Below are 14,780 nucleotides of genomic sequence, written 5' to 3'. Positions count from 1 at the left end.
GCCACGCCCATGGACCGGTCCGCGTCCCGCACACGGACCAACACCCCTACGCGACACCACGCACCCGACCCCGCACCCCTCACGGAGTTCACGCGCATGCTCACCCCCACCCCCGCCGACCTCGTCCTCACCCGCGCCCGGATCCACACCGTCGACCCCGAACTGCCGGAGGCCGAGGCGATGGCCGTACGCGACGGGCGGATCGTCTGGCTCGGTGCCGACGCCGAGGCCGCCGCCTGGGTCGGACCCGACACCCGGATCATGGACGCGGGCGGCCGTCTGGTCCTGCCCGGCTTCATCGACGCCCACAACCACGTGCGCCTCGGCTCCGACGACGCCTGCGTCCAGCTCGCCGGGGCCCGTACCCTCGACGCGATCCACGAGCGGATCACCGCCTGGCGCCAGGACCACCCCGACGCCGAGTGGATCGAGGCCGAGGCCTTCGACTACTCCGCGATCCCCGGCGGCCGGATGCCCACGGCCGCCGACCTCGACCCGGTCACCGGTGACACCCCCGCCCTCGTCCTCAGCTACGACGTGCACACCGCCTGGCTCAACACCGCGGCCCTGCGCCGGCTCGGTGTCACCCGGGACCGTACGAGCCTGCCGTTCGGAGAAGCCGCCACCGACCCGGCCACCGGTGAACCCACCGGATTCGTCAAGGACTTCGCCGTCAAGGGCCTCTCGCGCGACGGTCACCGCGCGCTGCGCGACCTCGGTGTGCCGTGGGCGGCGCCCGACCGGCAGTACGGCCGGCTCGCCAAGAGCCTCGACGACGCCATCGGCTACGGCATCACGACGGTCGTCGAACCCCAGAACTCCCTCGACGACCTCGCCCTCTTCGAGCGGGCCCGTGCCGAGGGCCGGCTCCGCTCCCGGATCGTCGCCGCCCTCTTCCACCCGCGCGGCACCACCGACGCCGACCTGGACGCCTTCGCCGCCGCGGCCCGGACCCACGCCGACGACCGGCTGCGGGTGGGCCCGCTGAAGCTCTACATCGACGACGTCGTCGAGCCCCGTACGGCCGCTCTCCTGGAGCCGTACGCCGGGTGCGGTCACCACCGCGGCGACACGTTCTATCCGGCGGAGGAGTTCACCGACCTGCTCACCCGGCTCGACGCCCGCGGCTTCCAGTGCTTCGTCCACGCCACCGGCGATCGGGGCATCCGTACGGTCCTCGACGCCGTCGCCCGCGCCCGGGAGGTGAACGGGCCGCGCGACGCCCGGCACCAGGTCGTCCACGTGGAGTGCCTCGACCCGGCCGACACGCCGCGCTTCGCCGCGCTCGGCGTCGTCGCCTGCATGCAGCCGCGCCACGCCGCTCCGGACATCGCGGGCCCGGGCCAGGACTGGGCCGAGAACATCGGCCCCGACCGCTGGCACAAGGCCTGGCCCCTGCGGAGCCTGCACGCCGCCGGGGCGGTGCTGGCGCTCTCCAGCGACTGGAACGTCGCGGAGATGGACCCCATGGTCGGCATCTACACCGCCGTCACCCGCCGCCCGCTGCGGGGCGGCGGGGAGCCCTGGACGCCCGAGGAGACGATCGACGTCACCACCGCCGTCGAGGGCTACACGATGGGCTCGGCCTACGCCAACTTCCTGGAGGACGAGCGCGGTTCGCTGACGGTCGGCAAGCTCGCCGACTTCGTGGTCCTGTCCCGCGACATCCTCCGCGTGGACCCGGAGGACATCCCCGGCACGGTGGCCGAGACGGTCGTGGTGGGCGGCGAGGTGGTCCGTACCGCGGCACGCGCCTGACGCCGGTCGCGTACCGGGCACGCCGCGGCGTGCCCGGTGCGGCGCCGATCAGAGCCGGGCGAGGATCCTCCGCAGCCGGTCCACCTCGGCGGTCTGGGTGCGGACGACGTCGTCGGCGAGCTTCCGGGCCGTGGCGTTACGGCCGTCCTTCCGCTCGGCCTGCGCCATCGCGACGGCTCCGTCGTGGTGGGCGATCATCAGCTCGGCGAACCTGCGGTCGAACGCCGTGCCCTTCGTGGCGGCCAGCCCCTTCATGTCCCGCGCGGACATCATCCCGGCCATCTCGTGCCCGCCCCGGCCGTCGTGGGCGGCGGACTCCGGCTTGCTCCACCCGGCGAGCCAGGACCTCATCTTCCGGATCTCGGGACCCTGGGCCTTCTCGATCTCGGCGACGAGCTTCCTGATCCCGGGGTTCTCGGCCCGCCCCTCGGCCAGCGCGGCCATCTCCAGCGCCTGCTCGTGGTGGGGGATCATCATCTGCGCGAACATCACGTCGGCGTCGTTGAACGCGCCGGGCGCGGTGTCGCCGCCGGAACCGGAGACGGATGCGGACGCGGAGGGGGCCGTGTGCGTCGTGGACGCGGAGTGCTCGGCGCCGTGGGCCGGGCCGTTCGCCGACGTGTCGGCGGAGCCGCAGGCGGAGAGCAGGAGACAGGCGGTGGCCAGGCCGCCGGCGGCGGTGAGGTTTCGGGCGGTGGGGTTCGTGAAGGCACGCATGTGTGTCACACCTCGTGTGCTGTCGGTGCGGCGTACGCCTGTGCGTACGCGCGGAAAAGGCTGAACGAACGCGGAGGCGGGCAGCGCGAGGCGGCCCGCGGTGGCGATCGGCCTAGGGCGTGTTTCGAAAGTCCCGTCTGGCCGGGAACGTCTGGCACGCGCGCTCGCTGCGTTGTCGGTCGTCGGCGCAGCCCGCTGCGCTCTCCTTCCTCCGCCTTGCGATCGCACGCACCAGACGCCCCCGGCCCCGCCCTGCGGGCGGACGACGCTACTTTCGAAACACGCCCTAGATCCGCAGGATCGACAGCTCGGCGAGGTCGGGCGTTCGGGGCGGCGGGGCGTTGGGGCCCAGCGCGGGCAGGAGGCGGGCGAGGAGCCGGGCCGGCCAGTCGGGGCGACGGGCGAGCGCCGCACGTACCAGCCCCGCGATCAGCCAGACGCCGAGGACGGCCACACAGAGCGTGGTCATGTCCATCGCCATGCCGGAGTCGTGGGACGGGGCGGGCGCCCCGCTCTCGGGGGCGTGCCCGGGTGCGGCGCCGCTCTCGTGCCCGGGTGCGGCTCCGGCGGCGGAGAGAGGGGCGGTGCCGGTGGTGTCGTGCCCGGAGGAGCCCTCGGGGTGGCCCACCGCGTGCATCACGAAGACGCCGAGCGCGAGCACGACGACGAGCAGCAGGTGCGCCAGGGCGCCACCCGCTCGCCAGTCGTGCCGTCCCGGCCGTCGCGCGTCCACGGTCCGCACCTCCCGCCCCGACCCTACCGAAGCCCCCGCCGCTCCCAGGTGGGGGCTCACCCTGACTCGTGGCCAAGGGTCACTCCGGAGAGTCCCCGGACATCGCGGCCGCCAGCCGGAGATGGGGCGCGGCCTCCGCGGGCCGCCCCTGCCGCTCCAGGGTGCGGCCGAGCATCAGGCGGGCGTAGTGCTCCACCGGGTCGCGGTCGAGGACGGCGCGCAGCTCGGTCTCGGCGCGCGAGAGCTGCGCCGAGTGGTAGTAGGCGCGGGCGAGGAGCAGGCGCTGGGCCGTCTGCTCGGGGTGCTCGGGGACCAGACCGCGCAGGATGCGCGCGGCGGACTGGTACTCCTTCGCCTCGAAGAAGAACCGCGCGCGGTCCCAGCGCTCGCCGGCGGTCCCGAACTCGTAGTACGTCTCGTTCATTTCGTTCTCCTTCGCCGTGCCCCCGTTCTGCCACCCTGGGGGAGGTGTCCGCCTCAACGCCCTCGTTTGGTTGAACATTCCACTAACATGGTCGCGTGGGCGCCCCCACCCCGTGCCGGACAGGAATAGGTTGAGCGTCATGAGCAATCTTGATCGACAGGCCGCCCTCAACGTCTGCGGCGGCCGCGGCTTCGTCGTCGCCGAGCCGGTACGGGAACTCCTCAGCCCCCGCCGTGTCCAGCTCGGAGAGTCCACCGAAGTCCGCCGTCTGCTCCCCAACCTCGGCCGCCGGATGGTGGGAGCCTGGGCCTTCGTCGACCACTACGGACCCGACGACATCGCGGACGAGCCCGGCATGCAGGTGCCGCCGCACCCGCACATGGGGCTCCAGACGGTGAGCTGGCTGCACGAGGGGGAGGTGCTGCACCGCGACAGCACGGGCAGCCTCCAGACGATCCGGCCCCGCGAGCTGGGCCTGATGACCTCGGGCCGGGCCATCTCCCACTCGGAGGAGAGCCCCCGGCCGCACGCGCGCCTCCTCCACGGCGCCCAGCTCTGGGTCGCCCTCCCGGACGCCCACCGGGACGTCGAGCCGCACTTCCAGCACCACGCCACGCTGCCGCAGGTCACCGCCCCCGGTCTCACGGCCACGGTGATCCTCGGTGCCCTCGACGGCGCCGAATCCCCGGGCACCGCCTACACCCCCCTCGTCGGCGCGGACCTGGCCCTGACGGCGGGCACGGAGGCCGCCCTGCCCCTCGAACCGGACTTCGAGTACGCGGTCCTCTCCATGTCGGGCGAGGCCCACGTCGACGGCGTACCGCTCCTGCCCGGCTCCATGCTCTACCTCGGCTGCGGCCGCACCGAACTGCCCCTGCGCGCCGTCTCCGACGCCGGCCTGATGCTCCTGGGCGGTGAGCCGTTCGAGGAGGAGATCGTCATGTGGTGGAACTTCATCGGACGGTCCCACGAGGAAATCGCACAGGCCCGCGAGGAGTGGGCGAAGGGCTCCCGGTTCGGGCACGTGGAGGGCTATGACGGGGGTCGCCTGCCAGCGCCCGAACTCCCGCCCGTAGCCCTGAAGCCGCGGGGAAGGGTCCGCTGACCCGCACTGTCATGCTGCGAACAGGTTGAGCACGGGTACGCCGAGGGGGGCGACGACTGCCGGGGGCGGGGAACCGTCGGCTCCGCGTGCTTCCGAGGGCGTCGTGCCGGACACTGCTGTATAAGGGTCGGCGCACTTCGCGCGGCTCACGACGAGACATTCAGGCGTGCTCGTGGTCCCGCTCTGGTTGTGGATGGCGTTCGCCGCGACGGTGGTGGTGTCGCTGGCGGTGGATCTGCTGGCCCACCGCACCGCGCACGTGATCGGCTTCAAGGAGGCAGCCGCCTGGAGCGGACTATGGGTGAGTCTTGCCCTGATCTTCGGTGGAGTCGTCTTCCTCGTCCTGGGTACGACCGCCGGCACCGAGTACACGACGGCCTGGCTGCTGGAGAAGAGCCTGTCGGTCGACAACCTGTTCGTCTTCGCCGTGATCTTCGCGTACTTCAAAGTGCCCCGCGCCTACCAGCACCGTGTGCTGTTCTTCGGCGTCATGGGCGCCCTCGTCTTCCGCGGAATCTTCCTCTCTCTCGGCGTGGCCGTGGTCAGCCGGTTCACCGCGGTGCTGTTCGCCTTCGCGGCGGTGCTTTTCTACAGCACCTACAAACTCCTCAAGGACGAGGAGGAGAGCTTCGACCCCGGACAGAGCTTCGCCGTACGGATGCTGCGCAAGGTCATTCCGGTGCGGGACGAATACGCCGGGGCTAAGTTCTTCGTTAAGGAAGCCGGAAAGCGCGTCGGCACCCCGCTGCTGGCCGTGGTCGCCGCCATCGAGGCGGCCGACCTGATCTTCGCCGTCGACAGCGTGCCCGCCGTCCTGGCGGTCAGCGATGACGCGTTCATCGTCTATACCAGCAACGCCTTCGCCATTCTCGGTCTGCGGGCCCTCTATTTCATGCTCGCGGGGCTCTTGGACCGCTTCCATTATCTGAGCAAGGGTCTGGCGATCATCCTTTCCTTCATCGGCGTCAAGCTCATTCTCCAGGCGTCCCACAAGATGATCAGCCCCGGCATCCCGGAGATCCCTTCACCGATCAGCCTCGCTGTGATCGTCGTCGTATTGGCGGGCTCCGTCGTACTGAGCATCAGACGACCGGCCCCTGGAGGCTCCCCGGGGCATGCCGACGCGCAAGGGGACGTCACCGCGGTTGCCGAGCCCCCCGAGGCGCGTGAAGCCCTGCCTCCGGCGGTTGAACCCCTGCCCCTCACCGGTTCACCGGCCGAGGACCATGAAGCCCGTCGCCGCGTGGGACGGCAGGGCAGTCAAAGCCTTCCCAACGCGCAAAAACGGGCATATCGTAAAGATATGGTCAAGAGCAAGCATAAGATTGACATGTACGAGTGTCCGACCTGCCGGCAGTCCGTGCCGTCCGCGGTGCATCGCCACAAGACCCTCGGTGTCTTCGTCCCCGTCCGGGGGCCGGGCGCGTGCGAGAACCGAGACTGTCCCGACTACCGCCTGGATCCCAAGAACAAACCTCCGTCCGGTGCCGCGTAGCCACTCGAACCGAACGTCGCGTTCCCTCGTACGGATGCTCCGCGTACGCCCCGAACCGCCGACCCGGCTCAAGGCCCGGGGGCGGGTGCGCTGACCTGAGCGACGAGCCCGAAGCACCGGAAGCGCTCGCCCGGGACCGGCCCCCGTGGACGTGGGGCCGGTCAACTCCCCTCCCACAGGCGGTTCCTGCGTCTCCTCGGTCATTCGGCGTGTGCCTCCCGCGGCTGGTTAGATCGGTCGGGGTGACCGGGGATGAGGACGTGACGGTCGCCCGGGTGTGACAGAGGGAGGCACGGATGAGCAGGGTCGCGTGGACGGACACGGTGTCGGGCGCGCCGCGTTGTACCGCTGACGGCAACGACAGGATCCGCGTGCGGGGCGCGCGGGTGAACAACCTCAAGGACGTCAGCGTCGAGATCCCGAAGCGGCGGCTGACGGTGCTGACCGGTGTCTCCGGATCCGGCAAGAGTTCGCTGGTGTTCGACACGATCGCCGCGGAGTCGCAGCGGTTGATCAACGAGACGTACAGCGCCTTCCTGCAGACCTTCATGCCCACGCTGGCGCGGCCGGAAGTCGACGTCCTGGAAGGGCTGACGACGGCGATCATCGTCGACCAGGAGCGGATGGGGGTCAACATCCGCTCCACCGTCGGCACCGCGACCGACGCCCACGCCATGCTGCGCGTCGTCTTCAGCCGACTCGGCGAGCCGAGTGCCGGGCCTCCGTTCCACTACAGCTTCAACCAGCCCGCCGGCGCGTGCCCCCGCTGCGAGGGGACGGGCCGTGTGACCGATCTCGACCTGACGCAGTTCTACGACGAGAGCAAGTCGATCAACGAGGGCGCGATCACCGTGCCCGGTTACAAGGTCGGCAGCTGGTTCGTGCGGATCTTCGCCGGGTCGGGTTTCGTCGACCCCGACAGGGCCGTCCGCGACTACACCGAGACGGAACGGCACGACTTCCTGCACCGCGAGCCCACCAAGGTGAAGGTCGACGGCATCAACGTCACCTACGAGGGGCTGGTCCCCAAGGTGCGCAGGTCGGTGCTGTCCAAGGACGAGGACGGGCTGCAGCCGCACGTCCGGGCGTTCGTGGAGCGGGCGGTCACCTTCGTCACGTGCCCCGACTGCGAGGGGACCCGGCTGGGCGAGGCGGCCCGGGCGTCCAGGATCAAGGGGATCAACATCGCCGACGCGTGTGCGATGGAGGTCCGGGACCTGACCGCGTGGGTACGCGGGCTGGACGAGCCGTCGGTCGCACCCCTGTTGGCGACCTTAGGGCAGACCCTCGACTCGTTGGTCGAGATCGGGCTCGGGTATCTGTCGCTGGAGCGGCCCGCGGGCACGCTGTCGGGCGGTGAGGCGCAGCGCGTGAAGATGGTCCGCCATCTCGGCTCCCCGCTCAGTGACATCACCTACGTCTTCGACGAGCCCAGCACGGGTCTGCACCCGCACGACATCCAGCGGATGAACGGCCTGCTGCTCCTGCTGCGGGACAAGGGCAACACGGTGCTCGTGGTCGAGCACAAGCCCGAGGTCATCGCCATCGCCGACCATGTGATCGATCTCGGGCCCGGTGCCGGGACGGCCGGCGGCACCGTCTGTTTCGAGGGCGGCGTCGAAGGACTCCGAACCAGCGGCACACTGACCGGTCGTCACTTCGACGACCGGGCGTCGCTGAAGAAGACGGTCCGGAAGCCGGTCGGTGCGCTGGAGATCCGCGGGGCGCGGGCGAACAATCTGCGGGACGTCGACGTCGACCTTCCGCTCGGGGTGCTGACGGTGGTGACCGGGGTCGCCGGATCCGGGAAGAGCTCGTTGCTGCACGGGTCGATCCCGGCGGGCGCCGGGGTGGTGTCGGTCGACCAGGCGCCCATCCGCGGCTCGCGGCGCAGCAACCCGGCCACCTACACCGGTCTGCTGGAGCCGATCCGTAAGGCCTTCGCCAAGGCCAACGGCGTCAAGCCCGCCCTGTTCAGCGCCAACTCCGAAGGCGCCTGCCCCACCTGCAACGGCGCCGGGGTGATCTTCACCGACCTGGCGATGATGGCCGGAGTCGCCACCACCTGCGAGGAGTGCGGCGGCAAGCGGTTCCAGGCAGCGGTGCTGGAGTACCGGCTCGGCGGGCGGGACATCAGCGAGGTGCTGGCGATGCCGGTGGCGGAAGCGGACGAGTTCTTCCGTGCCGGCGAGGCGCGTGTCCCCGCCGCCCAGGCCGTCCTCGGCCGGCTGGCGGACGTCGGGCTCGGCTACCTGACCCTGGGCCAGCCGCTGACCACGCTCTCCGGCGGTGAGCGGCAGCGGCTGAAGCTGGCCACGCACATGGCGGACAAGGGCGGGATCTACGTCCTGGACGAGCCGACCACGGGTCTGCACCTCGCCGACGTGGAGCAGTTGCTCGGGCTGCTGGACCGGCTGGTCGACTCGGGCAAGTCGGTCGTCGTCATCGAACACCACCAGGCGGTGATGGCGCACGCGGACTGGATCGTCGACCTCGGCCCCGGCGCCGGACACGACGGCGGCCGCATCGTCTTCGAAGGGACCCCGGCGGAGCTCGTCGCCGCCCGCTCCACCCTCACCGGCGAGCACCTGGCCGCCTACGTCGGCCTCTGATCCGCCCGGCCCGTGCGTGCCGCCGCCCGCGTCAGCGCCCGGCCGCCGAGGAGGAGGGGGCGAGGTGCCCGCGCAGGATCTCGCACACGTGGTCACGCCGGGCGTCCAGGAAGAAGTGGTCGCCGGGCAGTTCGTGGAACGCGAAGGCCCGGCGGGTGAGGCTGGCCCAGGCGGCCGCTTCCGAGGGCCGTACGTACGGGTCGGCGGTACCGGTGAGGGCCACGATCGGGCAGTCGAGGGCCGGCTCGTCGCTCCGGCGGTAGGTCTCGATGGCCCGGTAGTCGGCGCGGATGGCGGGCAGCAGGACGCCGAGCAGTTCACGGTCGGCGAGGACGGCCGGGTCCGTCGCGCCCAGGCGCTCCAGCTCCGCCGCCAGCAGGCCGTCGGGCAGGGCGTGGATCCCGCGGTCGCGGCGGGCCGACGGCGTGCTCTGGCCGGAGACGAAGAGGGTCCGCGGGCCGTCGCCCCGCGCCTGGGCCCGGAGCGCCACCTCGTAGGCCACGGCGGCCCCCATGCTGTGCCCGAAGAAGGACAGGGGGCGGCTCAGGAGCGGACGTACCGCGTCGGCCACGTGGTCGGCCAGCTCGCCGACACTGTCGACGAGCCGCTCCCGGAAGCGATCCTGTCGGCCCGGGTACTGGACGGCGAGGAGCTCGACGTCCGGAGCGAGCGCCACCGCCATCGGACGGTAGTAGGCGGCGGTGCCGCCGGCGTGGGGGAAGCACAGGAGCCGCACGGACGCGGCAGGCGCCAGACCGAAGCTGCGGATCCAGGGACCGATCGGGAAGAGCACGTGTTCTCCGAGGTGTTTCGGGGCAAGGTGGGCACCGCATTTCCATGATTGGGACCGGGGCGACGCGTGTCCCGCCGGCGGGACACCCGCCGAATTTTCCGCCCGCCCGGTCGTGGCATGCCCGGTCGCGCTTCCCTTGATGCGTATTTCTGGACGTCGATATGGTTTTGCGAGCCAATAAGTCGGTGCAGGGCACGTCGGTAAAGCGCCTGCGCCCTTTTCTTGATGGTGCCGCCGGAGGGGAAATCGACAGTAATGTCAATCGATGTGTTGGCAGTCGACGTCGGGAAGGCCCTCGACAGCGTCGACGAATGGCTGAATTCCTATATCACCCAACCCCATGAGCAGCTCGGCCGGTCGGGCGCGGTATGTCCGTTCGTGGCACCCGCCAGAAGGGTGCACGCGGTCGAGACGGCGGTGCGGCTCGTGGGGCCGGCCGCCAGTCTGCCGTTGATCAGAGAGATCATCCGCTGCGGTCTTGACGAGTTCGAGCACCTCGACTGGCGGGCGTCGAACCCGACCCTGCGGTCGCTGCTCATCGTGCTGCCGGACCTGGCGCCCGAGGCGTTCGCGCTGCTCGACGAGGCGCACGCGCAGGTCAAGACCGAGAGCGTGGGACGCGGCCTGATGATCGGCCAGTTCCATCCGCGGTGCGCGGAACCGGCCGCCCACAACCCGGCCTTCAAGGTCAGCCGGTCACCTGTGCCGCTGGTCGCGGTGCGGGCGATGGCGGTGCACGACATCCTCTTCCTCGGCGAGCGGGCGGACTGGTTCGCCGAGTACCACCGTCGCTTCGGCGCGCGGTACCGGTCCCGGCCGGACGGGATCGGGCCGCTGCTGACGACGCTGTACCACAAGGCCCTGAGCCTGCACGGACCTGGAGGGACACCGGATGACCGCCGCGCGACCGGGTGAACGGCGGAACGACGCGGTGGTGACGCGCTGCCCCTACGGCGGGGCGGCGGGCGCGCCCCCGACCGAGTACGCCGAGTACGCCGAGATGGACGCTCTCCTCGCGTTGCAGCATCCCCGCACCGCGGCGGCGACCGAACCCGGCTTCATCATCATGAGCCAGGTCATGGAACTCCTCTTCAAGCTGCTGCACATCGAATTCACGGCGGTCCGCGACCGCGTGGACGACGACGATGTGGACGCCGCGCTGTGGGCGTTGCGCCGGGCCGCGCGGGTGCAGCAGGTGGCGTTGTCGTCGTGGGACTTCTTCAGCGCGATGACACCGGGAGAATTCGCCGAGTTCCGCGAGGTGTTGGGTGGCGCCTCCGGTTTCCAGTCCGCTTCGTACCGGCGGCTGGAATTTCTGCTCGGGAACAAAAATCCGCGGATGGTGCTTCCGCACCGTGACGCGTCGAGCCATGAGGCGGTGTCCCGGCAGTTGCACGAGCCGAGCCTCTACGACGCCGTGCTGGCCCTGCTGCGTCGCCGCGGCCTTCCGGTCGCGGACGCCGTGCTGGCGCGCCCGTGCGAGGCGCCGTACGAACCTCACGACAGTGTGGAGCGGGCCTGGCACGAGGTGTACGGGAACAGTGAGGCGCACCGCCCGCTCTTCCTCCTCGGAGAGGCGCTGACCGATGCCGCCGACGCCTTCGCCCGCTGGCGCTACACGCATCTGACGGTGGTGCAGCGGGTGCTCGGGGGCAAACCCGGCACGGGCGGCACCGAGGGCGTGGCGTGGCTGGAGAGCATCAGCGGCCACCGCTTCTTCCCGGAGCTGTGGTCCGCGCGGTCGTCCCTGTAGGGCGTGCCCCCAAGTCCCGTCCGGCCGTGCACGCCTGACACGCCCCGCGGGTCCCGCTGTCACCTCATCGATCACCGACCACACGAGGGAGCTCATCATGGCCAAGGCCGGTCCCGTCGACCACGAAGACCTCACCCGGATCCTCTTCGGCGCCTCCGCCTTCCACCTGCTGCACGCCGGCTGTGAACTCGGTCTGTTCACCCGGCTGCACGAGGAGGGGCCGCTCACCACCGAGCAGGTGTGCGCCACGCTGAAGCTGGAACCCCGGGCGGCGCAGATCCTGTTGCTGGGCACGACCTCGCTGGGCCTCACCGCCCGCAGGAGCGGCCGCTACCTCAACGCCGAGCTGATCGACGCGATGCTGTCCGACGGCACCTGGAGCATCATCGAGGACCTCGTGGAGTTCCAGGACCGGATCACGATGCCGGCCGCGGCCGACCTGGTGGAGGCGCTGAGGCAGAACACCAACGTCGGGCTGCGCAGCATCCCCGGCGAGGGCGACGACCTGTACCACCGGCTGGCCTCCCAACCGCAACTGGAGGCGCTCTTCTACCGCTGCATGCGCTCGTGGTCGCGCCTGTCCAACCCGGTCCTCGTCGACCGGGCCGATCTGAGCGGGGTGTCCCGGGTGCTGGACATCGGTGGCGGCGACGGGGTGAACGCGATCGCGCTGGCGGAGGCGAACCCGGGGACGTCCTTCACGGTGGTCGACATGCCCGGCGCACTCGACATCGCGAGCGGCCGGATCACCGAGCGCGGACTGGACGACCGGATCTCCGTACGGGCCGGGGACATCTTCGCCGACGACTACCCGGCGGGCCACGACTGCGTGCTGTTCGCCAACCAGCTCGTCATCTGGTCGCCCGAGCAGAACACGGCGCTGCTGCGCAAGGCGTTCGACTGCCTGCCGCCGGGCGGCCAGGTGCTCATCTTCAACGCGTTCTCGGACGACACGGGCGACGGGCCGTTGTACGCCGCGCTCGACAACGTCTACTTCGCCACGCTGCCGGCCCCGGACAGCACCCTCTATCACTGGGGGGAGTACGAGGAGTGGCTGCGTGTCGCCGGGTTCCAGCGGGTCGAACGGCTGCCGGGCGGGACGTGGACGCCGCACGGGGTGCTGCGCGCCTGGAAGTAGGGCGGAACAAGGGAGGGTGGGACGGGCGCACCGCCCGTCCCACCCTCCCTAGCGGGCGTCACCCGGGAAGGCTGGCCAGCGCCGCCTCGTCGAGAGTCCTGAGCACCCACTGCTCGAACTCGTCCCCGGAGAGCTCGGCGGCCTTGCGCCACCGCTGCACCCGCTCGGCCGGGGCGCTGAGCTTGGGCAGGTAGTCCTTCGGCGGCTCGCCCTTGCCGTCGCCCTGTCGGTGGGAGCGGATGTTGCGGCGCAGTTCGTTGCGTGACCAATTGAACTCGTCGGCCATGTCCAGCCACTTGTCCTGCTCGCAGGGCGGCAGTGAACTCACCTCGGCGTGGTGCTGGAAGCTCAGCGTCTCGCGGCGGCGGCTGAGCTCGAACTTGCGGACCACCCACGCGTAGTTGCGCAGGGTCTGGTAGTCGAGGCCGCAGGCCTCGATGGCCCTTAAGTACCGGTCCGAGAACTCCTCCTGTCCGTACACCAGCCAGTCGCCGAGGCACCAGGACGAGGAGTCGACGATGCGGGAGATCTGCGAACCGACGTTCTGCCATCGTTCGAAGGTGAGGGCCGCGGGAATTCTCAGTCCGACGCGTGTCGTGAGGATGTCCTTGCCTTCGCGCCCGCCTTCGGTTCCTCCTCTCCGGAGGGGCGTTCTGGCAGACGGGCGGTTTCGCTGAGCCTGGTCCACGGAGTGCTGCATACGAACCTCTCTTCCGGCGGTGCTCGTGCCTCTGGGCATGCAGAGGCCGCATGGTTGAGGTGATTCGGGCGACGTACGCGACGAAGTGCCGGCCCGGGGGGGCCGGACGCCGACCAAGGCCGTGGCTGAGGCGGCCGTGCGCTGGAGAAGGGTGGTCGGCGCGGAGGGGGGATGTCGTGACGACAGCTGCCGGGGGGCATGGAAAAGGAGAAGCCCGCCCGGTGTGAAAGAGGCGCTAGAGCGCGCGATATCTCGCGTGGGGCTGGTTGCCCGCAACGATCATTGCCAAAGGAAACACCCCCGTGGGAATTCCGGCGAGACGAAGCAGAGAAGCCGCGTCGTCGACCGGGCGACGACGCCACTGTCATATTATCCGATCAGTGCGGCGATCCAAGGGAGCGTAGCAATGAATTCCACTCTCCCGCATGCGGCCGTGATCGGTTGGCTTGATATGGATCCGCGACCTTGACGGTGCCGGATAACGAACGACCGGGACGTGCCCGTGGTGGCACGTCCCGGTCTCGCCGTGGGGTCAGGAGGCCTGGGCCTGCGCCTCCGCGAGGCGTTCCTGCGCCTCGGCGAGATCCTCCTCGGTGGGGGCGTCGTCCTGGGTGAGCTTCAGGCGCCAGTAGCCGGAGAACTCGATCCGGCTCTTCGGCAGGCCGCGGTCGTCCACCAGGTGCCGCCGCATCCGGCGTACGAGACCGGCCTCGCCGGCGAGCCAGGCGAAGCCGTCGCCGTCCGGCAGCACGGCCTCCCGCAGCGCGTCGGCCAGCGCCTCGCTCTGCCCCGGCTCGGTCGCGCCGCGGTACAGCCAGGTCGTGGTCAGATCGGCCTCGGTGCGCAGCGGCTGCTCGTCACCCGCGTCCTGGACCTCGATGAACGCCATCACCCGGGCGCCGGACGGCAGGCTCTCGACGATCGACGCCATCCCGGGAACGGCCGCGTCGTCACCGGCCAGCAGCACCCAGTCGGCCTCCGCGAGCGACGCGGACAGCGGCTTGGGGCGCGCGAAGTAGTCGCTGGGACCGAACACGCCCAGGAAGTCGCCCTCCTCGGCGTCCATCGCCCACCGCGTGGCCGGTCCGGCGTGCCGGTGCAGGACGAAGTCGAAGGTGAGGGAGTTCGTGGCCGGGTCGTGCGCGCGGATCGTGTAGCTGCGCATCCAGGGCCGCTCGTCCTCCGGGATGGCCCCGAACGCCTGGTACCACGTCATGAGGTCGGTGGTCTCGGTGACCTCGGGCAGGACCGGTCGGGGCTGCCCCGGGCGTGGAAAGTAGAGCTTGACCTGTTGGTCGGGTTCCGTGAGGGAAAAGCCCCGAAGGTCGTCGCCGGTGACGGTGACGCGGGCCATGTGAGGGGTGATCCGCTCGGTCCGGGTGACCTGCAGGAGCCAGATCGGCAAGCTGTTCATGGATTCCTTCGCACGATGGGGGCGGATGGCGCGGGGGGCGTCGTCCGGCCGGTGTCGACGTTTCGGCCGTGACATCTCCCGTAACCCTCTTGCCCGCAACACTTTACGGCATAAGGAGCTATCGGTGCAGAGCTGCGC

Annotated in this window: 12 protein-coding genes and 1 pseudogene; 7 read left to right on the top strand and 6 right to left on the bottom strand. The window is 70.6% G+C overall.

The window, feature by feature from the left end; translation table 11 throughout:
• Positions 1 to 96 precede the first annotated feature (96 nt).
• Positions 97 to 1,758: an amidohydrolase family protein gene (locus tag ACFZBD_RS02640; protein ID WP_391134113.1), complete on the top strand. Its 1,662-nt coding sequence runs from the start codon at positions 97 to 99 to the stop codon at positions 1,756 to 1,758.
• A gap of 48 nt (positions 1,759 to 1,806) precedes the next feature.
• Here the strand turns inward: ACFZBD_RS02640 and ACFZBD_RS02635 are convergent, their stop codons facing one another.
• From ACFZBD_RS02635 to ACFZBD_RS02625, 3 genes are all read right to left on the bottom strand, one after another.
• Positions 1,807 to 2,475 carry a DUF305 domain-containing protein gene (locus ACFZBD_RS02635; RefSeq protein WP_391134110.1) on the bottom strand — a complete coding sequence of 223 codons (669 nt, stop codon included), beginning with the start codon at positions 2,473 to 2,475 and terminating at the stop codon, positions 1,807 to 1,809.
• A gap of 286 nt (positions 2,476 to 2,761) precedes the next feature.
• Positions 2,762 to 3,208, bottom strand: coding sequence for a DUF6153 family protein (locus ACFZBD_RS02630; RefSeq protein WP_391134107.1), 447 nt, complete (start codon positions 3,206 to 3,208; stop codon positions 2,762 to 2,764).
• Positions 3,209 to 3,287: 79 nt separating this feature from the next.
• Complete coding sequence (locus ACFZBD_RS02625) at positions 3,288 to 3,632, bottom strand: tetratricopeptide repeat protein (RefSeq protein ID WP_391134104.1); 345 nt, start codon at positions 3,630 to 3,632, stop codon at positions 3,288 to 3,290.
• Between the two features lie 139 nt (positions 3,633 to 3,771).
• On the opposite strand from ACFZBD_RS02625, the gene ACFZBD_RS02620 reads away from it, so the two are divergent.
• From ACFZBD_RS02620 to ACFZBD_RS02610, 3 genes and pseudogenes are all read left to right on the top strand, one after another.
• Positions 3,772 to 4,737, top strand: a complete 966-nt coding sequence (locus ACFZBD_RS02620; RefSeq protein ID WP_391134101.1) for a pirin family protein — start codon at positions 3,772 to 3,774, stop codon at positions 4,735 to 4,737.
• Positions 4,738 to 4,903: 166 nt separating this feature from the next.
• Positions 4,904 to 5,836: pseudogene (locus ACFZBD_RS02615) on the top strand (TerC family protein); the annotation flags it as partial.
• A gap of 692 nt (positions 5,837 to 6,528) precedes the next feature.
• Entirely contained in the window at positions 6,529 to 8,844 is a 2,316-nt protein-coding gene (locus tag ACFZBD_RS02610; RefSeq protein WP_391134098.1) for an ATP-binding cassette domain-containing protein, read from the top strand.
• A gap of 31 nt (positions 8,845 to 8,875) precedes the next feature.
• Here ACFZBD_RS02610 and ACFZBD_RS02605 read toward each other — a convergent pair whose 3' ends face one another.
• The gene (locus tag ACFZBD_RS02605; protein WP_391134095.1) at positions 8,876 to 9,637 is read right to left on the bottom strand and encodes an alpha/beta fold hydrolase; all 762 of its coding nucleotides are present in this window, start codon (positions 9,635 to 9,637) and stop codon (positions 8,876 to 8,878) included.
• 255 nt (positions 9,638 to 9,892) lie between these two features.
• Between ACFZBD_RS02605 and ACFZBD_RS02600 the strand changes: the two genes are divergently transcribed.
• The 3 genes from ACFZBD_RS02600 to ACFZBD_RS02590 all read left to right on the top strand — a co-directional run bounded on the left by ACFZBD_RS02600 (position 9,893) and on the right by ACFZBD_RS02590 (position 12,528).
• Positions 9,893 to 10,552 (top strand): DUF6875 domain-containing protein, encoded by a 660-nt coding sequence (locus ACFZBD_RS02600; protein ID WP_391134092.1) that lies wholly within the window; start codon positions 9,893 to 9,895, stop codon positions 10,550 to 10,552.
• Positions 10,530 to 11,390: a tryptophan 2,3-dioxygenase family protein gene (locus ACFZBD_RS02595; protein ID WP_391134090.1), complete on the top strand. Its 861-nt coding sequence runs from the start codon at positions 10,530 to 10,532 to the stop codon at positions 11,388 to 11,390. Before ACFZBD_RS02600 ends, ACFZBD_RS02595 begins: the two co-directional genes overlap by 23 nt.
• Before the next feature lie 97 nt (positions 11,391 to 11,487).
• Positions 11,488 to 12,528, top strand: a complete 1,041-nt coding sequence (locus ACFZBD_RS02590; protein WP_391134087.1) for a methyltransferase — start codon at positions 11,488 to 11,490, stop codon at positions 12,526 to 12,528.
• A 58-nt stretch (positions 12,529 to 12,586) separates the two neighbouring features.
• On the opposite strand, the gene ACFZBD_RS02585 is transcribed toward ACFZBD_RS02590, so the two are convergent.
• Positions 12,587 to 13,228, bottom strand: coding sequence for an LmbU family transcriptional regulator (locus ACFZBD_RS02585; RefSeq protein ID WP_391134085.1), 642 nt, complete (start codon positions 13,226 to 13,228; stop codon positions 12,587 to 12,589).
• 532 nt (positions 13,229 to 13,760) lie between these two features.
• Positions 13,761 to 14,642, bottom strand: a complete 882-nt coding sequence (locus tag ACFZBD_RS02580) for an SIP domain-containing protein (RefSeq protein WP_391134082.1) — start codon at positions 14,640 to 14,642, stop codon at positions 13,761 to 13,763.
• Positions 14,643 to 14,780: the final 138 nt, after the last annotated feature.

Source organism: Streptomyces sp. NPDC008121 (assembly GCF_042957155.1).
Taxonomy (GTDB): Bacteria; Actinomycetota; Actinomycetes; order Streptomycetales; family Streptomycetaceae; genus Streptomyces.
The sequence above is the reverse complement of the archived record's forward strand: the minus strand, read 5'-3'. Positions and strand labels throughout refer to the sequence as shown.